Genomic DNA, 21,643 nt, shown 5'->3' with positions numbered 1-21,643 from the left:
CCCTGTAGCCTTCCGTTGTCCGCGTCTCCCGCTGGTGGCCTTGGAGCTGGCTATCCGATATCGTGAAGGGTTCGGGCGCCGCCAGGTCCAAGGCACGAGCCCGCTGACGCCTTGTCACCGGCTTGGGGAATTTTCGATTTTCGTCGCGTTCTGGTGGGAGCGCGACCGGTTCCGGGATGCACGGATCGCGATGCCGTCGGGTTGCTTTGCAGCATGTGGAACCGGCGATGATGGCCGGGCATGAGGTTATGATGCAGTCTCGACCTGCCGCGCTCGAGCCGCAGAACAAAACCGGCGCTCTCATCGGCGAATATCGTGCGATTTGCAATCATTGATCAGAGCCAGGCGATGACGGTTGCGGCGAAGGCGGCGGCGGAGAAGAAGGCCTTCGGGCACCGATCATAGCGTGTTGCGACGCGCCGCCAGTCTTTGAGGCGGCCGAACATGATCTCGATGCGGTTGCGGCGTCTGTAGCGGCGCTTGTCGTAAATATCCTGGCTGGAAGTCCCGCCGGCGGCTAATCCGACCGATGACGTCCGTGCCATCGGTTGCCAGCTTCGGGTATGATTGATAGCGTTCGGCGGCATGGGTAGATTTGTCTTTTTACTCAGTCGTGCGGGGCCCCTTTGGCGTTTTCTCGGAAGCGGTCTGTTGCTGATGGTAGCCGCAGCGACGACGCCCACGGCTTCCGCCTGCGGCACGGACAGCGGTATTCTCATTCGCCATGTTCGATTGATCGACTTTTCCGGAACTGAGCCGAGAATAGACGACAACCAATCGGTGTTGGTCCGGGGCGCGCAAATTGTTGCCGTTGCTCCATCTACCGATCTCGAAGCTTCTGTTGGCGACCGGATTGTCGAAGGTGGCGGCCGGACGCTGGTTCCGGGTCTCGTAGACATGCACGTTCACATCTGGGACGAGGCTGAACTTGGAGCTTATCTTGCCTCCGGCGTGACAACAGTACGCAATATGTCGGGCATGCCCTTCTTGCTCGAGATGCGGGATAGCATCGCAGTAGGGGCTTTGGCCGGTCCGAAGATCTTCACAACGGGGCCAATCCTCAACAGTCGTGGCCCCAACGCCCAACTCAATCATCAGATTGTCGAGACTGCGGACGAAGCCCGAGCAGCAGTGCAGGCGCAATATGACCAAGGCTATAGGCGGATCAAGGTTTACTCGAACCTCAACGAGCCTGCCTATTTGGCAATTCTCGACGAGGCCGCGCGGCTGGAAATGCCCGTCACGGGACACACACCGGAAGGTCCGCGAGCGCGCGGCGTCCCGCAGCAGCGCCCCTTCGCGATCGATTTTGCCGATATCGTCGACGACGGTTTCGAGACGATCGAGCATGTCGAGTCGATTGTCTGGCATGGCTTGAGAAACAGGCATGATCGGGTCGCGGCAAGGGCGCTGGCGCGGCACATCGCAGCGCAATCCGTTCCGGTCACACCGACACTCATCGCATTTGCCAATTTATCGCGCATTGCCGACACGCGGGGCGCACATCTTCACCGAGCCGGAACCGAAACGCTCAATCCGTTCATCGGCTCGACCGAAATGGAGCAGTTCGCGCGATGGTCGTCAGAAGATAGCTCGCGGGCGCGGGAGCAACTCGCCTTTTACCGCGACTTCACCCGGATACTCTCCGAAGAAGGCGTGCTGCTTGTCGTCGGCTCGGATGCAGGCATCGCAACCAATATTCCCGGCGTCGCGCTCCATGACGAGCTTGATTTGCTGATCGAATCAGGTCTCACGCCGTACGAGGCCATTCGGGGAGCGACCGTGAACGCCGCGCACGTGCTGGGCAACGGCACGTTTGTTGGCCGAATCCGACCCGGCTATCGTGCCGACCTGCTCCTTGTGGACGGTGACCCGCTGACGCAGATCGATGTCCTGCGACGTCCCGTTGCTATGGTGGTCGATGGCCGCCTTTTTGACAAAGGCGATCTGGACGATCTTTGGCAATCAGCCGCGCGGACTGACGCCGACCGTACTGCGCGCAACGTTCTCGGCGCGATGGCCGCGCAGGGGACTGTTGTGGAGGTTCCGAACTGAATTGCTGTCGGCTAACTTTACGGCTGGAATGATGGGTTGTGTTTCCTAAAGCCGCCTAACCGCTATCGTTTAGAGTTTCGGACGCCGTCTGGCGGCGGAAAGTCGGTGGTGCCCGACCCGCGGTGGTCATGGGCTGAACTATTGGGAAAGAGGCTTTGTGCCGGTCGTGGGGTAGCCAAGTGCCGCTCAAAACGGACGTGTACGATAGTGGACCGTCTGGATTTGGATCGCGAAGGCGGACGTGGGAAAGGCGCGCGGGCACGCCGTTTCTGCGTTGTTTCCCGGCACTTTAAGTTTGGACCAATGCTGTCCTATCCTGCTCAACGTCCCAACAGACGATCAACTCGGGCTTGTTTGACGCGTTAGACCGGGCCGGCGGTTCGCTGTCGCCTGAACCGCAGAGGCTGTGGCGCTCTATTGGGCAAGCCATTTCTCGGCGCTGTCCGCTTCGTTCATCTCGAAACTTCTGATCTCGATCCCCGGGATCAGCGCTCCTTCGATTGCCGCGGCGTTCCGCAGCCAAGCGGAGTCGCTGAGCACCGCGCATTTATCGAATTTACCGAGGAGGCCGAACAATTTCGGGAGCCGGGTCATTTCGACGCCGATCGCTCCCAGCGTCGGCCACGAAAAGTCCGAGATTCGGTATAGCATGCGTCCGTGTTCGATGCCCTCCGACTGTTCGATCAACTCGTCGAGGGCTTCTCGCATGCTGTCGGCATCGAGCTTTCCGGACAATTCGATATCCATACGACTGGCGGACACTTTGACGATGTTGAGCATGGTTGAATCCTCCGGCTGGCGGGGCGTCGGACGGCGACGCGAGCACGAACAGCGCAGGCGAGGACGGGTTGCCGCCTTTCTTTCATCATAGCGATGACAAACGCACCGTCAAATTGCGGCGGCCGTTTGGCGAATTCACTTGCACGAGCGTTCGATTGTGATCGCTCATGGCACGAGCACTGCGGCACCCTGCAGACGGCCGTGCCGTAAGTCGGCAAGTGCGGCGTTGGCGGCGGCCAGCGGATATTGCGTCGCGTGCGTCCGTACTTCTCGGTACGGCACACCCCGCAGGCATGGACCGCAACGAGGATCTCGCCGGGACCTGGAACGGGCATTGCGCGCTGTTCGCGACGCAACGGGACATCCGGCTCCTCGCACACCATCACATCACAATAACGCGGTTCCGATCTCGACATCCTGATACCTCATGATTTTCAGTATCGTACATGCTATTACAATATCAGAAAAATTATAGGTAATCCATGTGTTGATATTTGTTGAACAGATATAAGTATAGAAAGAGAAAGATAAGACATCTAAACAATCCTTCCTTTTGTCTCTAAATTTTGCTATCTGGATTATATTCGGATGGACTAGGGCGTCACGAGCAGTGATCGACTGGAGAACTTTGTCGATTACGGAATTCTATCTCGCGAGCCATGGAGTCGCCCAGCCTGCCTTTACGCGCTGGTGGCGTTTTGTTCTGCGAGAGAAGGTCATCATCCATCACCGGGCCTCCGATCGCTCGACCGGCCGCGCAACAGGAGGGAATAATGCGCAGTATTCTTCTGCATATTCACGATGACGATTGCCTTGAGCCGCGCAGGCAAGTCGCGCTCGATCTCGCGCGTGCGTTCAGCGGGCACGTGACATGTCTGCAGTCGGCCCCGATCGAAGCCAGCTACGGTGACTATTATGGGACCGCATTTGCGCAGGTAATGCCGATCATCGAGAAAGGTTCATCCGCGCTTCGCAACCGTGTGGAGGGGGCAATGCGGCAGGAGGATGTGCCATGGAACTGGGTGTTCGAAAATTTCGATGCCTATGGCGCGATCCGTCAACACGCCCCCATGCATGATCTGTTAGTACTGGGAGCGTGCGACTTTCGTAGAGGGAGCAAGGGGTATTCCGCGCTGGCGGCAGATCTTGCAATCGATCTGCGTACACCGGTCATGCTGGTCGGCGAAGACTCGGGTGGGTACGATCCTGCCAAGCCGATCGTGCTTGCCTGGAACGGGTCGGCAGAAGCCGCCAACGCCATGCGCGCCGCGGTACCGTTGCTCGCGATGGCGTCGAAGGTCATTGTCGTCACGATCGAGGAAAAGGACGATCACTGGCGAGTTCCGGCCACTGCAGCAGCGGCCTATCTGTCGAGGCACGCCATCGCGGCCGAAGTGGCCGAAGAACCTGTCTTGAAAACAGGAATTGCGTCGACGCTGCGCCACCTTTCTGACCGCTTGGAAGCGGGGTTGATTGTCATGGGCGCCTACGGGCGAACACGCTTTCATGAACTGGTGCTGGGCGGCGTCAGTCGCGACATGTTCAGCAATGTGGCGACGCCCCTGTTCCTGGCGCACTGATCTTCACTTCGGAAAGAGAGAAGCAATGGCAAACATGTCGCAAATCAAACGAGGGTTGGAGAATCAGCTTGCCGAACTTCAGGCGCGTCTTGCCCGGATTGCGGAGGACCTTGCCGAACCGCTCAACCCGGACTCTTCCGAACAGGCGGTCGAGATGGAGGATGACGCGTCGCTTCAAGGCCAGGGAGCATTGATCACGCGGGAGATCGCGTCGGTCGAGCGAGCCTTGGCGCGAATTGACCAGGGCAGCTATGGGGAGTGTGTGCGATGCGGCGGAGACATTGCGCCGGAGCGGTTGGAAGCACGCCCCGAGGCCGCACTATGTATTGCGTGCGCGCGGCGCGAGCAGCATTGAGATTTCGCCGCATCGTCGGACAATGCGGCGAGGAACATTTGACTAATCGCGTACGATGAGGACGTCGCACGGCGCGTCGCGCATGATGGCATGCGCGTTCGAGCCCAGGATACGTCGGCCGATTGTCGCTCTATGCGCCGCGACGATTATCAGATCGGCACCGATATTTGTCGCGATCTGTGTCACTTCGCTCGCAACATTTCCGGTGGGCGGGAACACATCTGACAGATGGGCGGCAAAGCCATGATCCATGGCGATTTGCCGCAACCAATTCTCGGTTTCGATAAACTCATCGGCCTCCCATTGCGGCGGGAGGTGACGGACATAGGATTCGGGGAGCGATAGGCGCACATGGATCAGCGCAATCGACGGTCCCGACGCATCCACCAGCGTCTTGCAGCGCCGACCGATCAGATCGGTTCCGATAGGGTCTGTCCTGTCGATCGCCGCCAGCAGCCTCTTATACATTTTTGCCGCCTTTCCATAAAGTTCCGGTCCAACTCTGCAGTAACCTTCTTCAGGACTCAGTAGCCGGCCGCATTGCGCGGATACTCTGCGAGGCAAGCTCCTCATCGATGCCGAATTCGGTCAACAGCGTCTGCGCAAGCCGCAAACTCCCCTCAACCGTCTCGGGTATGGCGACGTTCGCGCCTTTTTCGAGCAACCTTTGTGCGTGGGCCGTGTCGCGCGCGCGCGCAAAGATCGGAAGCAGGGGGGCGATGCGGTGGATCTCGCTCGTAAGATTTTCGGTGGCATCCTCGTCTGCAATTGTCACGACGACCGCTGCTGCACGGTCCAGTCCCGCCGCGCGTAGCGTATCCAATCGCGATGCGTCGCCGACGCGCACCGGGCGGCCGGCCGAAGCCGCCGACCACGCCAATGGGGAATCGCGGTCGATTGCAACATAGCGAAGACCCTGCCTGTCGAGTATCTCGGCGATCGTTTCGCCCACGCGCCCGTAACCGGCTATGATGACATGGCCGTCGCATTCGTCGCTCGACACAGTGAGCATATTTTCGTCGGCCGCCGGCTTCGCCCAGGCATTCGATACCCTTCGCGCGATTCGGTCGAGCGCAGGCGTCGCCACCATGGTCAGCCCGACCACCATGAGCATGAACTGGCCGACCGGTGCGGGCAAGAGGCCGACCGTCACCGAAAGCCCGACGACGAGAAACCCAAACTCGCCGGCCTGCCCCAATAATATCGCGACTTCCGCAGCGCGGTGGCGCGGCAGACCCCAGACCAAACACAGCCCAAAGTTGATCGTGATTTTCAGAAGTATGAGGCCTGTTGCCGATGCGACAATCCAGGCCGGATTGTCGATCACAAGGCGCCAGTCGATCCCCATGCCGACCGACATGAAGAACAGGCCGAGCATGAGGCCCTTGAAGGGTTCGATGTCGACTTTTACCTGATGTCGGAACTCGGTTTCGGCGACGAGCAGGCCTGCGAGGAAAGCACCGAGCGCCATCGAAAGACCAGCATAGCCGGTCAGCGCCGCCGTGCCGATGGCGAGCACGAGCACAATCGCCACAAAGGCCTCCCGGCTGTTTGTGCCGGAGACGAGGCGCAATAGCGGGCGCAGCGCAATCCGGCCGATGATGTAGATCAGGCCGATGGCCGCTAGCGCTTGAAGCAGCGCTAGTGTGAAGCCAAGCGCGATATTGCCAATCGCAACGGTACCAAGCACGCTCACGGCGAACAGGATCGGGACGACGGCCAAATCCTGCATCAACAGAATGGCGAAGGCCGCGCGTCCCGATGGCGTTCCGAGCCTTCCGCTCTCAATCAGCAGATGGGTGACGATGGCAGTCGACGACAGCGCCAGGCAGGCGCCGAGGATGATAGCGGTTGCGGGGCTATTGCCCCACAAAAAGGCTATTCCCCCGATGACCATTCCCGTGGCGATGACCTGCGCACCGCCGAGGCCGAAGACCTGGCGCCGCATCGCCCACAAGCGTTGAAGCGAAAGCTCGAGTCCGATGACGAAGAGAAGGAATATCACGCCGAGTTCGGCAAAAATGGCGACACCCTCGAGGTCGGTGATCACAAACCAGGAGACCGCGTCGATCTTGTCGGCGAGAAGGCCAAGACCAAAGGGGCCGATTACGCTGCCGATAAAGAAATAGGCGATCACCGGACTGATTGCCCGCTGCAGCAGCGGCACGATCAGGCCCGCGCTTAGAAGGAAAAGCAGAACCTCCCGAAGATAAGGAATGTGGACCGGAATCTCCATTCGCAGATGCGCTCCTTCTTTCTCAGCATAGGAAGTGTGACAGTGACGACACAAGTTTCTTCAGTGCAGGCTCGGGCCGGGACGGGTCAGGACTCAAACCCTATTCACCAAGGAGGAAGCTTGCATATGCGCCGAATAGATAGGTCATCAGCAGCGAAAGGCTTATCCAGCTAATGGTCCCGCGTATGCGGCTGTCGGGCCTGAACAGCAAGGCCACGATGAAAATGCCCGACATGATGACGGCGGCAAAGGCAGTGACAGCGTGGGCGCCGGATACAGAGGACAGCAACGGCCCTGAGCCGTAGACGAGATCGTCGATGGCGATCGCAAGAACATCGAACAGATTGCTCCCGAGTAGATTGCTGATTGCCATGTCGATTGCGCCGATTCGCAAGGCACTGAGGCTGACCACAAATTCGGGGACTGACGTGCTGGCCGCGATGAGCAGGGTGCCGACGAAGGTTGTCTGCCATCCCATCGTCTCGGCAAGTTCGACGCCAATCAGCGGAAGCCAAAACCCGGCTGCGATCACCACGGATGCGGCGGCGACATAGCGCCGCGCCGCCTGTCCCAGCGTCAGCCCTGCACCGACATCTTCTTTCGCAAATGGGCGCGTGACGCGCCGCTGGTAATCGAACGAGGCGCGCATGGCGACGAGATAAAGCAGGATCAGGAAAGGTGTGAACAGGCTGATGTGCAGTACGCGGCCATCGAGGCCAGCTTGATTCAAGAGGATCGCGGCTCCGACCGTACCGATCATGATCACGCCAAATCCGGCCGTCAGAATATGGCCCTGCTCGATGCGTCGGTAAACGGGATGCGTGCGTGACAACTCGTCGAGGAGCACGAGCATCAGGAGATTGAAGATGCAACTGCCGAGCGCGTCCCCCACCGCAATATTTGGCGCATCGGCAACCGTTACTGCGCTCACGCCGGTGATCAGCTCGGGGAGCGAAGTGGCGGTTGCCAGCAGCGAGAGTCCTACCCAGGTGCTCGACAATCCGGTGAGCTCGGCAATCCGATGCCCATATTTGACCAACTTGGGCCCTGCCACGGCGATTAGCGCCGAGCAGAGTGCAAATTTTATCCAGACGGACGCTACATCCATGGAGCTGCCCTTGGGTTGGCGGATATCACAGCAAGCCTGACAACATAAGCGCGACGCCGGAAACAGCTCCAATTGCCGGGACGATGCGGGGGATGGAAAATTCGGCGGCCGGCGCTGTTGTCCGGCTTTTCAACCGCAGGAGCGCCAAGTTTACGAGGATGAATACGATGAGAACAATCTGCGATGTCCGTTCGGCGAGCGTTTCGATGGGAAGGGCTTGCGTCAGCACGGCGATAATCAGCACGACCAACGCCGTTGCGACGATTGGCGTCCTCGTCAGCGGTGAAATCGCGGAGAGTTGTCGAGGAAGGTGGCCACCGCGCGCCAGCCCGAAAAACACGCGGGAGGCCATGATGATCTGGATCAGAATTCCGTTCATCGTCGCGACGATCGCGATGACCACGAACAGATCGCGCAGCAGCGTCGGCGCATCTGCGAACACCAGCGCCAGCGGCGCTGCACTCCCCGCCAGTTCGACCATCGGGACGCTCAGGATCACGGCCGTCGTCGTGGCCGCATAGAGCAGGGTTGCAATCACGAGGGTCAAGATAATCGCGCGTGGATAGGTCCGCGCGGGCTCCTGCACCTCTTCGGCCACATTGACCATATCTTCGAAACCGACGAAGGCAAAAAAGGCGAGCAGCGATGCGGCGCCGATCCCGGCCCATGTGTCTGAGCTGAAGTCAGGAACCAGGTCTGCAGCCGCTGCACCGGTTGATCGGGTGCCAGCAAGACCCCAGCTTATGACGAGCAGCAGTCCTGCTATTTCGACAAGCGTTACGATTGCGGCAACCGTCACCGACTGTGCAATCCCCCATGCCGCTAGCAGGCCCATGGCAACCACTACAGATATGGCGAGCACCGACACGGGGAGGCCTGTGATTCCCTGAAGATAGGCCCCCGCCCCGATAGCGATGGCAGAAGCCGATACAATTCCCGATAATGCCACCAGCAGGCCCACAGGCAGTGTCAGCCGCCGCGTTTCGAATCCGGCTTCGACATAAATGGCTTCACCTGCGCTGACCGGAAATCGGTCGGCAAGTTCGGTGTAGGAGAGCGCGGTAAAGGCGGCGACGACAGCGGCGATCAGAAAGGCGAGGGGGGCGTGCGTGCCGGCAACCTCGGCGGTCGCGCCGACGAGAACATAAATCCCGGCTCCAATGGTGACGCCAAGCCCATAAAGCGTCAGCAGCGGCAAATTCAATGCACGCAGAAGGGTGGGCTCCGAAGGCTCGGAATCGAAGTTCCGGTCGGTGCCAATCTGGTCCAACGCGATTACTCTCCCATGTCTATCGAGCCGCACCGACGGCCGTTCCCGGTTCGCGCTCAGTGGGCGAGGAGCAATGCGAAGCGCCCGCAACGCACGAGATATTGCGTCGCTCCTCCGAAGATGGTCTCGCGCATGCGATGGTGGCCAAAGGCACCCATGACGATCAACTCGGCGTCCATCGCCTCAGCCTCTTTTTCGATGCGCTCTTCGGCCTTTAGTCCGACCCGCTGCGCCACTCTGCTATTCGCCTTGATGCCGCGGCGCGACAGGAACAACAATGCGTCGTCGGCGGACGTTCCCGAAGTCTCGCCAACCGAAAGCAGCAGGATTTCGCGGCTGGCGCTGAGCAGCGGCAAGGCACCGCGCAGCGCGCGGGCGGCCTCGTCACTGCCGTTCCAGGCAATGAGCATTGGTGCATCGGCGGGGATCGCTTTCGAATGGCCGGGAAGTGCGAGCACGGGAGCCGGCGTTGCAAGCGCAAGATCGGCCGCCAGCATTGCCGGTCGTCGGCGATCATCCTTCCCCGCCTCGGGAAGGCCCACGATCGCGAGGTCTGCCAATATAGCGGCGCCGGCCAGAGACGGTATCACACCGTCGCGTGCGCCCAGAATGTCCCACGACAGATCGTCAGCGTCGAGGCGCTCGCGTAGGCGCGCATCGAGCAATGCGTCGTCCTGTTGCGCCTTCGCAAAGGCCTCGGCCGCAATCTGGGCGCCGCCAAAGGGGTCACCGACCAGATATTGCTGAAACGGCGTTGCAATCATCACCGAGAGATGAGCGCCATGGCGCTTCGCCAATCCTATGGCGGCATCCAGCCGCCTGTCACAGGCTGTATCATGGTCGGCATGAACGAGGATGCTGCGCATGATTATCTCTCCCTCGCCAGGAGTATAGCATGGACCGCATCGATTGTCGGTCGGGGCAAGTGATGGAAGTCGTAAGATTTGCTGTGTCTACAGGGAGCTTCTTGATTGCCGTGCGGCAACTTCGCCAGGGGAGGTTGCCGGCGCCGCGCGGTCAGCGGCCAATATCGACATCGACACGGGCTCTCTATCCTGATGGACGATATCCCGCATGCGCTGCCCACAGGAGCATGTTTTGATTATTGAAAAGCATGTTTGAAATTTGTATATTCAGTTTTCCAAATTATAAATGATGTATAATACATCATAGAGGGACTGAATGATCACATCGCAACAAATGCGGGCTGCCCGTGCCCTGCTGGGGATCGATCAGCGACAGCTTGCCGAGTTGGCGGGTTTGTCGCTCCCGACGATCCAGCGAATGGAAGCATCGGATGGTCAAGTGCGCGGTGTTGTCGACACGCTCGTGAAGGTGATTTCGGCGCTTGAGACCGCTGGGATCGAGTTGCTCGGTGAGAATGCGCCGAGCATCGGAACCGGACGTGGCGTCCGTTTCCGCGACACTCTCGTCCCGTCGAGCGAACCGCCCGACAGGTCCGGACGATCCCAGCTCTCGCCCCGCTACGCGGGCAAGTCCGGCGTGCAGTGAGCGCGCGAAGCCTGACACCCAAGCTGTTGAGCGTGTGGCGCGAGGGCTATTCCTTCGCTACCTTTCGCGCCGATGCGTTGGCCGGCCTGACGGTTGCGATCGTGGCGCTGCCGCTTGCGATGGCATTGGGTATCGCAAGCGGCGCGTCCCCCGACAGGGGGCTCGTCACCGCCGTGGTCGCGGGCTTCCTGATCTCTGCTCTTGGCGGGTCGCGCGTCCAGATCGGAGGGCCGACCGGTGCGTTCGTGGTCGTCGTCTTCAACGTAATTGCTGCCCACGGCTATGACGGATTGCTTATAGCGACGCTGCTGGCAGGACTGATCTTGATTGCCGCGGGCGCGCTCGGCCTCGGGCAAATGATAAAATATGTCCCGCATCCAGTGGTTACCGGTTTCACGGCAGGCATCGCGGTGATCATAGCCTCGAGCCAGGTCAAGGATTTCCTCGGCCTTTCGGTCGCCGAAGTGCCGGCGGACTTTCTTGCAAGGTGGCGCACCCTTTTGGAAGCGCTCGATACGTTCGATCCAGTGACGCTGGCGGTTGGCATCGCGGCACTGACAATCATCGTCGGCCTGCGAAGACTGGCACCACGGTTCCCGGCATTCCTGATCGCGATCGTGGCGACGTCGGCGGCCGTCGCGCATTTTCGGCTGCCGGTCGACACCGTAGGCACAAGCTTTCCCGGCATAACCGCCGGTCTGCCGGTGCCCTCCATTCCCGATCTGTCGCTCATGCGCATCAGCGCTTTGCTGCCTTCGGCCTTCACCATCGCCTTTCTCGCCGGAATCGAAGCATTGCTATCGGCCGTCGTAGCCGACGGTATGGCCGGAACCCGGCATCGCCCGAATCAGGAACTCGTTGGACAGGGCGTCGCGAACCTCGGTTCGGCTCTGTTCGGCGGACTTCCGGCAACCGGTGCGATCGCGCGAACTGCAACCAATATCCGATCGGGGGCAAGAACGCCCGTCGCAGGCATCGTGCATGCAATGGCGATTCTGTCCTTCATCCTGTTTGCCGGGCACCTCATGTCCTTTGTGCCAATGGCGTCGCTCGCGGCGGTTCTTTTCATCGTGGCCTGGGGCATGAGCGAGCATCGGCGGTTTCTGCTACTGCTCCGGATGCCCAACAGCGACAGGGCCGTGCTGTTGCTCACCTTCATATTGACGATATCGGTCGACCTGACGGTCGCTATCGCGGTCGGCGTTACGCTGGCTTCGCTTCTCTTCATGGCGCGGATGGCGGAGGCGGTGGAAGTCGGGCGCGGCATGCCGACCGAGTCAGGTCGCGACGCCGAGGACATCGACCAGCGCGATGATCTGCCACCGGGGGTTGAGGTATTCCGCATTGCTGGACCCTTCTTTTTTGGCGTGGCCGGTGAGTTGCTCGACACGCTTCGCCGGCTCGGCGAGGCACCACGCGTCATCATCCTGCGTATGCGGCTCGTTCCGCTGCTCGATGCCAGCGGTGCGCAGGCAATCGCGGACTTCGTTGATCAGGCTTCGGCTGCGGGAGCATATGTCATCCTGTCCGGCGTGCAGTCGCAACCAGCGGCAATTCTTGCGCGCATGCGCCTTGGGGAGGGTGCGAGCCGGTTATTCTATGCCTCCGATTACAAAAGCGCGCAGGCGCTCGGTATCGAACTGGCGGAGATTGCCGAAATCTGACGGCGCTGGCCGCAGAGCAATGTCAGGAGCCTGCGCAGATATACAAGGAGCGGTACATGAACGGTGACGAAGAATATGTTTACGACGAAGAGAGTGGCGAATGGGTGGCGGCTTCCGAACTGGTCCGGCTCCGTGAAGCCGCCAGTCATGTCGATGTGCGCGATGCCGCAGGCAACCTCCTCGCCGACGGCGATAGCGTCGTTCTTGTCAAGGATCTCGTGGTCAAGGGCGCAGGCAGAACCCTCAAGGTCGGAACGGTGATCAAGTCAATCCGGTTGACCGGCGATCCGCAGGAGATTGATTGCCGACACGAAAGCATCAGGGGGCTCGTTTTGCGTGCCGAGTTCGTCCGAAAACGTTGAACCTCCGGCGGGCGCCGCGCGCCTTCTACCCCGCATCGAACCGGTTCGCCCTTTCCTTCATGCCTCCGCTGATCGTCGCCGGACGGGCCACCAGCATATAGCTGGATGCACCCAACCTTCGGAACACGGGGAACGCGCCGCTGCGCACAAAGCGGCGCTCCTGTTCGCGCGCCGACCCGCCGCAACATCTTGACGATGTCCAATGCTCGCGTCGCTGCGCGATCGGACGCGGCTCCGCGAGACGCTACGCAATAAGTCGGCGTGAAAGGCCATCGCGCTGTGCCTTAAACCCACCATTACTTCCGATCTGAAGCCGCCTAACCCTCCTCCACGATCCTAGGGCTGTGTCTCTTGAATTCTCAGCGGGATTTTCAGGTAATGGACGCCATTGTTTTCGGCTTCGGGGAAGCGCCCCGCGCGAATATTGACCTGGATTGAAGGCAGGAGGAGCTTCGGAGCCGCAAGCGTTGCGTCGCGTGCCTCGCGCATGGCGGAAAATTCATCTTCCGAAACGGATTCATGGACGTGGACGTTGCTGTTTCGCTGTTCGGCAACGGTCGTCTCCCAGCGATATTCATCGCGCCCCGGAGCCTTGTAATCGTGACACATGAAGAGCCGTGTCTCCGGCGGCAGTTTAAGAAGGCGGCGAATGGAGCGATAAAGTGTTCGTGCGTCGCCGCCCGGAAAATCGGCACGCGCCGATCCATAGTCAGGCATGAACAGCGTATCGCCGACGAAGGCTGCATCCTCGACGCGATAGGCGACATCTGCGGGCGTGTGTCCGGGAACATGCATGACCTCAAACGTCAGTTCGCCGACCTTGAACCGGTCGCCATCGGCGAACAGCCGGTCGAAGTCCGAGCCGTCGGGCGTCATATCGTCAAGGCCGAACATAGGACCGAAGATCTTCTGAACATCGCGGATATGCTCTCCGATGGCAATGTCCGCGCCCGTCTTTGCCTTGATATAGGGCGCAGCCGACAGATGGTCGGCATGGGCATGGGTTTCGAGGATCAGGACGATCCGCCACCCCTCATCGGCCGCGGCCTGGAGAATGCGATCGGCAGATTCGAATTTGGCCGCGCCACTGGCGAGGTCGAAATCGAGAACCGGATCGATAACCGCCGCCTCCTTGCTGGCCGGGTCGGCGACGAGATAGCTGATCGTATTGGTCGCCTCGTCGAAAAATGGTGTGATGACGGCTTTGGCTTGCATCATGATCTCCTTATCCTTGACAATATATTAGAAGTATCTAAATTAGCAATACCTGATGAAAGGAATTGCGATGCTGCGCTCACCGATGAACCTCGCAAACTTCGAGGCGAAGGCTGCAAAGGTCGCCGACCTGCTGAAGGCGATGGGTAATGCGCGCCGCCTGATGCTGCTCTGCAAGCTCGTCGAACATGGCGAAGTGGCTGTCGGGGGCCTCGCGCACGATGTGGGCTTGTCGCAATCGGCATGTTCGCAGCACCTCGCCCGGATGCGCGACGAAGGACTGGTGGCCTTCCGACGCGAAGGCCAGACGCTCTGGTACAGGATTGCCGATCCCAACGCCGAGGCGCTGCTCGCGACACTCTACAAACTTTATTGCAAGGATTGATTCAATGTCCCTACCGATCATCGACGCTGATAAAGCACGAGAGCTTGTCGATCGCGGCGCGACCCTTGTCGACATTCGCGAGCCCGATGAATATGCGCGCGAGCATATCCCCGGGGCGAGGAATGTTCCGGTCGGCCGTCTCGCGGATCTTCCACCAGGCTCGCTGGTCTTTCACTGTCGCTCGGGCGCACGAACGTCGGCCAACCAAAACATTCTTTTCAGCGCTTCGCGCGGCGCGCCGTGTCACATCCTTGGCGGCGGGCTCGATGCATGGCGGCGTGCGGGTCTGCCGCTTCGTCTCGATCGGCGGCAGCCGCTTGAAATCATGCGCCAGGTCCAGCTCGTCGCGGGCGGCCTGGTGTTGGCCGGAATTGCGCTCGGCCTGACCGTGTCCCCGGCCTTTCTCGGGATTTCAGCCTTTGTGGGGGGCGGACTGATGGCGGCTGGCGCGACGGGATGGTGCGGTATGGCGCGGCTGCTTGGCCACATGCCGTGGAACCGTGCTGCGCATTCCGGCTGAATATCGTGTCGCTTGCCGATATTCTGCCGGTCGTTGCTTCGGGGGCACTGATCGGCCTTGTGCTCGGGCTCGTGGGCGGCGGCGGATCGATCCTCGCGGTCCCGCTTCTCATTTATGTCGTCGGCGTCGATTCGACCCATGAAGCGATCGGGACCGCGGCGGTCGCTGTCGCGGTCAATGCTCTCGCCGGACTCGGCGGTCAAGCACGTAGGGGCAATGTCAAATGGCCCTGTGCTTTCACTTTCGCTCTGGCTGGCGTCGTCGGTGCCGCGATCGGGGCAGAATTGGGAAAATCCGTCGACGGTGCGAGGTTATTGTTTCTGTTCGGTCTGTTGATGGTCGGTGTCGGGCTTTCCATGCTGCGCAAGCGCAAGAGGCCCGACGATCCGGGGGTGCGTCTCACGCGACGCAGCGCCCCCCATTTGCTTCCACGTCTCGTGCCGACCGGCTTCGGTGTTGGCCTGGGGGCTGGATTTTTCGGAATTGGTGGCGGATTTCTGATCGTGCCCGGCCTGATGGCAGCGACCGCGATGCCGATTGTCGCGGCCGTCGGGACTTCGCTGTTTGTCGTCGCCGCGCTCGGGACAACGACCGCGATATCCTATGCACTATCGGGGCTCGTCGACTGGGCACTCGTCGGATTGCTGATGGCTGGCGGAGCGGCGGGTGCCGTTTCGGGGATCGCGATCGGGCGCATTATGGCGGAACGCAAGTCGTTGCTCGAAAGACTCTTCGCTGTCCTCGTGATATCTGTCGGCATCTACATCCCGATCGGGGGCGCCTGAGCAGGGGGGGCGCGAGCTGGGGCGAGGCTTCGAATTTGGCGGGGGATGACGCATGGCGGCGCGCTTGGTCGAGATTTTCTTGCCCGACGAGCAAATTGGAGAGCTCGAACTGGTGCTCGGACGCCATAGCCGGCGCTATTGGCGGGAGACGGTGCCGGGCGGCCAGGAGAAATTTAGCTGCATCGTCCAGCAGCGATATGCTGAGCGCCTGCTTGAGGACCTTTCCTCGAAATTCGGCGATATGCCTGACTTTACAGCCTATGTGTCGCAGCTTGAGGCGGTGTTGCCGCCGGTTGTCGAAAACGCGGAGACCGAATTGCCCGCGCAGGGTGCGCTGCGACCTCCGACTGCCCTCGAGCGTTTCTTCAGCCGCGACCGGATCAGCACCGATGAGCTATACGACGATATCGAAGAAAGCCTTCACGTCACGCCAAGCTATCTTCTGACCGTCGTGCTGTCGTCGACCATTGCGGCGCTGGGCATGCGCAGCGGGCAGACCGCGGTCGTGATCGGCGCGATGATCATCGCGCCGCTCCTCGGGCCGACGATGGGCGTCGCGCTCGCTGCGACCGTCGGTAATGGCAATCTCGGACGAAAGGCAGCAGCGACGTTGCTCGTCGGCTCGATATGCGCGGTCATGGCAGGATTTGTTGTCGGATTGAGCGTTTCGATCGACCCGCTCGTCGATGAATTGCGTAACCGCACGATCGTGCAGCCCGCCGATATCGTCCTCGCGCTTGCTTGCGGTGCCGCCGGAGTCCTCGCTTTCAGCCGCGGAGCCTCGCTTACGCTGGTCGGGGTGATGATCGCCGTCGCGCTCGTTCCACCGCTAGCCGCCACCGGCATCTTTCTCGGGATCGGCGAGCCTGTTGTCGCAGGCAACGCGCTTTTCCTGTTCGCGGTCAATCTCGTCTGCGTGAATGTCGCCGGAATCGTGATGTTTCTCGTACAGGGCCTCCCGCCCAAGAGTTGGCGGATGACCGGCGGCGTTCTGGGGCTCTGGGGTCTTGTCCTCTTCGCACTCGCGTCATTTGCAGCGGGCCGACTGATTTTCGGCCTGGGATCGATTGAAATGGTCGGGCGATATCTATTGGGCGGTCTTTGAGCCGTTGGGCTCAACGGGCTACACGGCCGCGCCACCGAAATCGCTCACAAGAAAAGATGCCGCGACGCCAACCATGATGAGGGCAAGCAGCCACCGTAACATGACAAGATGGCGCGGGTGCGAAAAATAGGCTCGCGCCTTGCTGGCAGCGAAGACGACCGCAAAATGGATGGTCGTTGCGATTGCCGCACTCGTTGCTGCCAGCGTGAGGGCATTGACTGGATTTAATGGCTCGCCGCCTAGAAAGCGCGGAACCATGACAAGGAAGAAGAGGTAGGATTTCGGATTGAGCAGATTGATCATCATTCCTGTCGCGAATGCGCGCCGCAGCGAATGGTGACGCTCAGGAAGGTGCATATTGCTTGCCGCGCTCCGCCACGTGTCGAATGCCAGCCACAGCATCAGGGCGGCGCCCGCGACGCGCAGCACCTTTTGCAGCATCGGGATCGTCTCGAGCAGGAGAGCCAGGCCCAGCGCCGCAAGCAGCGCGTTAACAAGCAATCCCAGTGCTACGCCGGCGACGGCTGCGGTTCCGCTACGCCGGCCTTCGGCGGCCGCAAGTCCAGCGAGCCAGGCCATATTGGGGCCTGGCGTGAGTTCGATCAAAAGGACCGCTAACGCAAAGCCGAGAAGGTCCAAAACCGCCGATCCTTTCGCGCCTTGATGGCGGTGCTCGAAACCGTCCGCCCATATCCTTCAGTGCATAATGCAATTTGAACGCGGTCAATGATTGGGAGGGGCCCCTGCTATTGTGCAGGAATATGCAGGAGATGGTCGATGCGCAACATTCTGGTTCATGCTGACGAGGATCCAGGGCTCGTGGCCCGGATCGAAAGCGTACTCGAAATCGGGCGGCGAAACCGTTCGCACCTCAGTGTGCTGGTCGCGACGCCTTATCGGCATTTCGTTGCCATGGACCCGTTCGGAGGCGCTTATCTGCTTAGGGACCGGATCGAAGAGGCACTGCGGAGCGCGGCGGTGGCCGCAAGCCCGCCGCGCGGACGCGCCAAGGCGAAATGACCATTGCCGCCGAGATCGATGCGCTGATCCGGCGCCTCGAGGCGTCGCGATTTGCAATGGTTGCATCACGGACCGGCTTAATCTGTTGGTTCGCTCGCAGGATAATGTCGTGACGCGCGGTCTCGGCAGCGTGCGCGGTTACGCCCGCGAGAAACGGTCGTGCGGGTTATGCAACGTGGTCAAGATGTCGATATCGCATTAGCGCTGGCGCCATAGGCGAACGCGCGTTTTCCGAGGCGGCGCCAATGCGTCAGATGCTGCTCGCGCGCTTCGCCGCGCCATGTCGCGGCGGCTTCGACGAGCAGCCCGAGAATGACCGCGCGGTCGTCGCCGGCGAGTTCGACGAGGTCACGCCCGCCAACAACGCTGCCGCGGCCTTCGAGGAACTGCGCAGCGAGATATCACTCCTTCAAGCCGCGATCGAAGGGCTTGCCGCTGCGAAGGGGAAGCTCCCCGACTACTCACCTACGCTTCGCACCATCGAGGCGCGCCTCGATCGAATCGATCAGCAAATCAAAAGCATCCACGGCAAGCTGGCTATGTGGCTCCCACCAATGACCTTAGCTGCCGAAAACGACCAGGCATCGCGATCCTGTGGTGCCGAGGATCGCAAATCCGTTGGCGAGGCTCGCGAGGCACTCGCAAGGGAACTTGGCAGCGTCGAGGGCATGATGAAGCAACGTCGGTCGAACCGACGAACAGGGCCGGTGGGTGATTTTGGCGGCTACCGGCAGTTTCTTGGCAGGAATGTTTGTGGCACTCGTTGGAGTGGCCATTCGGCCTTTAACGGCAATGCTACAGCTGCTCAGCAGCGATTGGCCCGTTCACTGGAATTTGGAAGTATGGCGGCAAGGCGGCCCAGGAGCGTGTTTTACCGGCCGTCGGGGTGGAAGCGACAAGTCGGCACGCGTCCGTCGCTTCTGGCAATTTTGCCGCCACATCACCCCGCGATTGGAGGCACTATTCGGCGCGGTGAGTGCTGTACTCCACAAGCCGCTAACCCCAAAAATAACAAAAGAAAAGTAACCGAATCTGGTGGCGAATTCGCATTGAAATCAGACGCGAATTCTCATAGACCGCCAATGCCGAAGCAGCTCTCCCATAGGCTGATTCGAAAATAGTAATCGGTGTGTGGAGAATATCATGAATCTGATCAAGAAAGTCGCGCTGTCGATTGCGGCGACCTCGTTGATTGCGGCGCCTGTCGTGGCGTCGGCTGCCCCCGCAGTGAACGGCGCTCGTGCGCTCGCAGCAGTTGACGGTGAGAGCGAGCTGGAAGGCAGCAGCTGGATCATCGCAATCATCGCTCTCGCTGCGATCGTGGGTGGCATCATCATTGCGTCGGACAATGACGACGACGCTCCGACCAGCCCGTAATTTCCGGCTGATTGGTACTTTTGAAGGGGCTCCGGAGTTCATCCGGGGCCCTTTTTCGTTGGTGGTCATTGTTGGATGTTTGGCATATCTGAAGTTCGGGGGCCGACAATCTGATGAGTGAGCAGTGGTAAAGCTGCCCCTCCAAAGGATCCTTGCGCAATTGGACCAATCCCATGCCGGAGCATCTTGACGAAAAGCATTGGGTCACGGTTGGCAACCATGCATCGGTGATCCCGCCGTCACGGCTCTCGAAACGGCAGCAAAGGGCCTTGCCAGCATTGCGGGTAGCTCGCAGCGGATGAGCAACGGTCCCTTCGGATTACCGCAGCGGCATCCTCAGGAAGGCGCTCGATCCAAGCGCAAAGGCCGCTGAAAAGTCATAAAACGTTATATATTACAGATAGTTGGCGGAGCGGGAGGGATTCGAACCCTCGATACGGTTTTGCCGTATACTCACTTTCCAGGCGAGCGCCTTCGACCACTCGGCCACCGCTCCGCATAGGCACCCGGTCATTTCGTGCGAAGCACGGAGCGTGAATCGGGTGCCGAACCAATTCGCACTGGAAGGCGCGCCCTAATCGCTCGGAGGGGCTTTCGCAAGCCGGTTGGCGGTGGCAGACAGGTGCGATGAGACAATTGCTCCTTGCCGCCGCTGCGGTTTCGCTCGTCCTTCCCGTCCATGCTCCGCTCCTCGCCGACGAAGCGGCGCCGTCGCCCGGACAGATCGTCGATGCTGCTCCCGCCGATGACTGGATTGCGATCGCGCCGTCCGACCTGTTGGTGATGGACCTGGCGGCGGACGCCATTGGCAACCCGCGCCGCGTCGTCATCCAGCTGATGCCGGCGCCGTTCAGCCAGGGCTGGATCGACAATATCCGCAAGCTCGCCGCCGCGCACTGGTGGGACGGGACGAGCGTCAATCGCGTGCAGGACAATTATGTCGTGCAGTGGGGCGATGCGACCGAGGAGAAGGCGCTGCCGGAGGGTTTGGCGACAGTGCCAGAGAGAAAATATGAAGCGCCGCTCGAGGATGATTTGCAGGCTGCATTGCGCGCGAAATTGAAGTCTGAGGAGGCGGAACTGCTAGCTGCCTCCCGTCAACCGCGAGACAAGACGATACGGGCGATCCAGTGGGCAATCCCTCGCGATCCATTCGCCGAAGAGACGATCGTTTTTCGCGGCTGGCCGATTGCCGTTGATCGTCAGGATCAGTCCGCGTGGCCCGTCCACTGCTATGCCATGGTTGGCGTCGGCCGCAATCTGTCACCCGACACGGGTACGGGAGCCGAGCTTTACACGGTGATCGGTCACGCGCCGCGGCACCTCGATCGCAATATCGCGCTCGTCGGACGGGTGATCAGCGGCATCGAACATTTGTCGAGCCTGCCGCGCGGGACGGGAGCGCTTGGCTTTTACGAAGACGCGGCCCAACGCGTTCCTATCGTGTCGGTTCGTCTCGCGAGCGAATTGACCGGTGGCGACCGCCCGCACTTCGAACATCTTTCGACCGAAAGCGACAGTTTCGCGCGTTACGCCGACGCCCGCGCGAACCGCCGCGACCCCTTTTTCATCCGGCCCGCCGGCGGCGCCGACATTTGCAACGTTCCCGTCCCGGTGCGACCGGTTGCTGCGGAGTAATCGGCTGTGGAGGATTTTACCATCGCCACACCGCTCTGGCGCTGGCAGTCGGCGACCGCGCCGGGAGCCTGGCATTTTCTGACCATCGCGGGAGACGCGGCCGACGGCATACGTCTCGCCGCCATGTCGGGCCAATGGCTCGACGGGAGGGGCGGCTTCGGGTCGGCCAAGGTGCGCGCGGCGATCGGCGACACGGTGTGGAGCACATCGGTCTTTCCGCACAAGGAAAGCGGCGGATGGCTGCTCCCGATAAAGGCGGCGGTGCGCAAGGCCGAAGCGCTGGCCGAGGGCGATATGGTGACGGTTACGATCAGTCTTTAGGCGGTTCCGGCGTCCGCGAATCGCGCGCCTGCGCCTTGCGCTTGCGCAAGTTCGCGCGCAGCGCCTCGGCGAGGCGGCGCTCGCGTTCGATGTCGGCGGGGGAGGGCGGCTTGCTCACGTCCCGCGCATTCGTCCGAATTCGGCGCCCCGTCAAGCCTCGCACCTTGACAGGCGAGGGTCGCCCCGCCATAGGCCGCGCCTGCCCCGCACACATCGGTCGCGGGCGTCCCGGACGCTGCTGTAGCTCAGTGGTAGAGCGCACCCTTGGTAAGGGTGAGGTCGAGAGTTCAATCCTCTCCAGCAGCACCATCCTTTCCTGATATTTTTCAGGAAGTTGCAGGTTTTCCTCGGTGTT

25 protein-coding genes, 2 tRNA genes and 1 pseudogene are annotated in these 21,643 nt (G+C 60.8%); 16 read left to right on the top strand and 12 right to left on the bottom strand.

Annotation, left to right across the window (positions count from 1 at the left end):
- Nucleotides 1–335: 335 nt before the first annotated feature.
- Nucleotides 336–488: pseudogene (locus H7692_RS05830) on the bottom strand (transposase); the annotation flags it as partial.
- Between the two features lie 97 nt (nt 489–585).
- Between H7692_RS05830 and H7692_RS05825 the strand changes: the two are divergent.
- The gene (locus H7692_RS05825; protein ID WP_222135666.1) at nt 586–2,055 is read left to right on the top strand and encodes an amidohydrolase family protein; all 1,470 of its coding nucleotides are present in this window, start codon (nt 586–588) and stop codon (nt 2,053–2,055) included.
- 414 nt (nt 2,056–2,469) lie between these two features.
- Here H7692_RS05825 and H7692_RS05820 read toward each other — a convergent pair whose 3' ends face one another.
- Nucleotides 2,470–2,835: an STAS/SEC14 domain-containing protein gene (locus H7692_RS05820; protein ID WP_201926686.1), complete on the bottom strand. Its 366-nt coding sequence runs from the start codon at nt 2,833–2,835 to the stop codon at nt 2,470–2,472.
- A 773-nt stretch (nt 2,836–3,608) separates the two neighbouring features.
- Between H7692_RS05820 and H7692_RS05815 the strand changes: the two genes are divergently transcribed.
- Nucleotides 3,609–4,415: a universal stress protein gene (locus tag H7692_RS05815; RefSeq protein WP_201926684.1), complete on the top strand. Its 807-nt coding sequence runs from the start codon at nt 3,609–3,611 to the stop codon at nt 4,413–4,415.
- A 25-nt stretch (nt 4,416–4,440) separates the two neighbouring features.
- Complete coding sequence (locus tag H7692_RS05810) at nt 4,441–4,770, top strand: TraR/DksA family transcriptional regulator (RefSeq protein WP_201926682.1); 330 nt, start codon at nt 4,441–4,443, stop codon at nt 4,768–4,770.
- Nucleotides 4,771–4,812: 42 nt separating this feature from the next.
- Here H7692_RS05810 and H7692_RS05805 read toward each other — a convergent pair whose 3' ends face one another.
- The 5 genes from H7692_RS05805 to H7692_RS05785 all read right to left on the bottom strand — a co-directional run bounded on the left by H7692_RS05805 (nt 4,813) and on the right by H7692_RS05785 (nt 10,250).
- On the bottom strand, nt 4,813–5,238 hold the full coding sequence (locus H7692_RS05805) for a universal stress protein (protein ID WP_222135668.1): 426 nt from the start codon (nt 5,236–5,238) through the stop codon (nt 4,813–4,815).
- Between the two features lie 49 nt (nt 5,239–5,287).
- A complete protein-coding gene (locus tag H7692_RS05800) occupies nt 5,288–7,006 on the bottom strand; it encodes a cation:proton antiporter (RefSeq protein WP_222135669.1) in 1,719 nt (572 codons plus the stop codon).
- Between the two features lie 100 nt (nt 7,007–7,106).
- Nucleotides 7,107–8,114 carry a sodium:calcium antiporter gene (locus H7692_RS05795; protein WP_201926676.1) on the bottom strand — a complete coding sequence of 336 codons (1,008 nt, stop codon included), beginning with the start codon at nt 8,112–8,114 and terminating at the stop codon, nt 7,107–7,109.
- 25 nt (nt 8,115–8,139) lie between these two features.
- Nucleotides 8,140–9,384 (bottom strand): APC family permease, encoded by a 1,245-nt coding sequence (locus H7692_RS05790; protein ID WP_227339907.1) that lies wholly within the window; start codon nt 9,382–9,384, stop codon nt 8,140–8,142.
- 56 nt (nt 9,385–9,440) lie between these two features.
- On the bottom strand, nt 9,441–10,250 hold the full coding sequence (locus tag H7692_RS05785) for a universal stress protein (protein WP_201926672.1): 810 nt from the start codon (nt 10,248–10,250) through the stop codon (nt 9,441–9,443).
- Nucleotides 10,251–10,566: 316 nt separating this feature from the next.
- On the opposite strand from H7692_RS05785, the gene H7692_RS05780 reads away from it, so the two are divergent.
- The 3 genes from H7692_RS05780 to H7692_RS05770 are packed head-to-tail and all read left to right on the top strand — an operon-like array spanning nt 10,567 to nt 12,922.
- Nucleotides 10,567–10,896: a helix-turn-helix domain-containing protein gene (locus tag H7692_RS05780; RefSeq protein ID WP_227339906.1), complete on the top strand. Its 330-nt coding sequence runs from the start codon at nt 10,567–10,569 to the stop codon at nt 10,894–10,896.
- Between the two features lie 32 nt (nt 10,897–10,928).
- A complete protein-coding gene (locus H7692_RS05775) occupies nt 10,929–12,560 on the top strand; it encodes a SulP family inorganic anion transporter (RefSeq protein ID WP_227339905.1) in 1,632 nt (543 codons plus the stop codon).
- A gap of 56 nt (nt 12,561–12,616) precedes the next feature.
- Entirely contained in the window at nt 12,617–12,922 is a 306-nt protein-coding gene (locus H7692_RS05770) for an alkylphosphonate utilization protein (RefSeq protein ID WP_222135673.1), read from the top strand.
- Between the two features lie 336 nt (nt 12,923–13,258).
- Here H7692_RS05770 and H7692_RS05765 read toward each other — a convergent pair whose 3' ends face one another.
- Nucleotides 13,259–14,137: an MBL fold metallo-hydrolase gene (locus H7692_RS05765; protein ID WP_222135674.1), complete on the bottom strand. Its 879-nt coding sequence runs from the start codon at nt 14,135–14,137 to the stop codon at nt 13,259–13,261.
- Nucleotides 14,138–14,222: 85 nt separating this feature from the next.
- Between H7692_RS05765 and H7692_RS05760 the strand changes: the two genes are divergently transcribed.
- The 4 genes from H7692_RS05760 to H7692_RS05745 are packed head-to-tail and all read left to right on the top strand — an operon-like array spanning nt 14,223 to nt 16,932.
- Nucleotides 14,223–14,522: an ArsR/SmtB family transcription factor gene (locus H7692_RS05760; RefSeq protein WP_227339904.1), complete on the top strand. Its 300-nt coding sequence runs from the start codon at nt 14,223–14,225 to the stop codon at nt 14,520–14,522.
- Between the two features lie 4 nt (nt 14,523–14,526).
- Complete coding sequence (locus H7692_RS05755; RefSeq protein WP_222135675.1) at nt 14,527–15,042, top strand: rhodanese family protein; 516 nt, start codon at nt 14,527–14,529, stop codon at nt 15,040–15,042.
- Between the two features lie 5 nt (nt 15,043–15,047).
- A complete protein-coding gene (locus H7692_RS05750; RefSeq protein WP_227339903.1) occupies nt 15,048–15,827 on the top strand; it encodes a sulfite exporter TauE/SafE family protein in 780 nt (259 codons plus the stop codon).
- A 52-nt stretch (nt 15,828–15,879) separates the two neighbouring features.
- Complete coding sequence (locus H7692_RS05745; RefSeq protein WP_201926659.1) at nt 15,880–16,932, top strand: TIGR00341 family protein; 1,053 nt, start codon at nt 15,880–15,882, stop codon at nt 16,930–16,932.
- 18 nt (nt 16,933–16,950) lie between these two features.
- Here the strand turns inward: H7692_RS05745 and H7692_RS05740 are convergent, their stop codons facing one another.
- Entirely contained in the window at nt 16,951–17,538 is a 588-nt protein-coding gene (locus H7692_RS05740) for a LysE family translocator (protein ID WP_227339902.1), read from the bottom strand.
- 171 nt (nt 17,539–17,709) lie between these two features.
- Here H7692_RS05740 and H7692_RS05735 point away from each other — a divergent pair, with 171 nt between their 5' ends.
- Nucleotides 17,710–17,952 (top strand): hypothetical protein, encoded by a 243-nt coding sequence (locus tag H7692_RS05735; RefSeq protein ID WP_201926657.1) that lies wholly within the window; start codon nt 17,710–17,712, stop codon nt 17,950–17,952.
- Between the two features lie 179 nt (nt 17,953–18,131).
- On the opposite strand, the gene H7692_RS05730 is transcribed toward H7692_RS05735, so the two are convergent.
- Nucleotides 18,132–18,257: a hypothetical protein gene (locus H7692_RS05730; RefSeq protein WP_314817355.1), complete on the bottom strand. Its 126-nt coding sequence runs from the start codon at nt 18,255–18,257 to the stop codon at nt 18,132–18,134.
- Here H7692_RS05730 and H7692_RS15160 point away from each other — a divergent pair.
- Both H7692_RS15160 and H7692_RS05725 read left to right on the top strand, forming a co-directional pair.
- On the top strand, nt 18,198–19,073 hold the full coding sequence (locus H7692_RS15160; protein ID WP_314817056.1) for a hypothetical protein: 876 nt from the start codon (nt 18,198–18,200) through the stop codon (nt 19,071–19,073). The genes H7692_RS05730 and H7692_RS15160 overlap by 60 nt on opposite strands.
- Nucleotides 19,074–19,095: 22 nt before the next feature.
- Nucleotides 19,096–19,329, top strand: coding sequence for a hypothetical protein (locus H7692_RS05725; protein ID WP_201926655.1), 234 nt, complete (start codon nt 19,096–19,098; stop codon nt 19,327–19,329).
- Nucleotides 19,330–19,734: 405 nt separating this feature from the next.
- On the opposite strand, the gene H7692_RS05720 is transcribed toward H7692_RS05725, so the two are convergent.
- Nucleotides 19,735–19,825, bottom strand: a tRNA-Ser gene (locus H7692_RS05720).
- Nucleotides 19,826–19,956: 131 nt separating this feature from the next.
- Between H7692_RS05720 and H7692_RS05715 the strand changes: the two genes are divergently transcribed.
- Together H7692_RS05715 and H7692_RS05710 are read left to right on the top strand one after the other, a co-directional pair.
- Nucleotides 19,957–20,967 (top strand): peptidylprolyl isomerase, encoded by a 1,011-nt coding sequence (locus tag H7692_RS05715; RefSeq protein ID WP_222135677.1) that lies wholly within the window; start codon nt 19,957–19,959, stop codon nt 20,965–20,967.
- Between the two features lie 6 nt (nt 20,968–20,973).
- On the top strand, nt 20,974–21,288 hold the full coding sequence (locus tag H7692_RS05710; protein ID WP_222135678.1) for a DUF1905 domain-containing protein: 315 nt from the start codon (nt 20,974–20,976) through the stop codon (nt 21,286–21,288).
- Here the strand turns inward: H7692_RS05710 and H7692_RS15115 are convergent.
- Entirely contained in the window at nt 21,278–21,406 is a 129-nt protein-coding gene (locus H7692_RS15115; protein ID WP_261312257.1) for a hypothetical protein, read from the bottom strand. The two genes, H7692_RS05710 and H7692_RS15115, sit on opposite strands and share 11 nt — an antisense overlap.
- Nucleotides 21,407–21,522: 116 nt before the next feature.
- On the opposite strand from H7692_RS15115, the gene H7692_RS05705 reads away from it, so the two are divergent.
- Nucleotides 21,523–21,597 (top strand) — tRNA-Thr (locus tag H7692_RS05705).
- The last annotated feature ends 46 nt before the right edge of the window (nt 21,598–21,643 follow it).

This window comes from Sphingopyxis sp. P8 (assembly GCF_020622175.1).
Lineage (GTDB): Bacteria > Pseudomonadota > Alphaproteobacteria > Sphingomonadales > Sphingomonadaceae > Sphingopyxis > Sphingopyxis jiangsuensis.
This window is presented reverse-complemented; position numbering and strand designations above follow the sequence as displayed.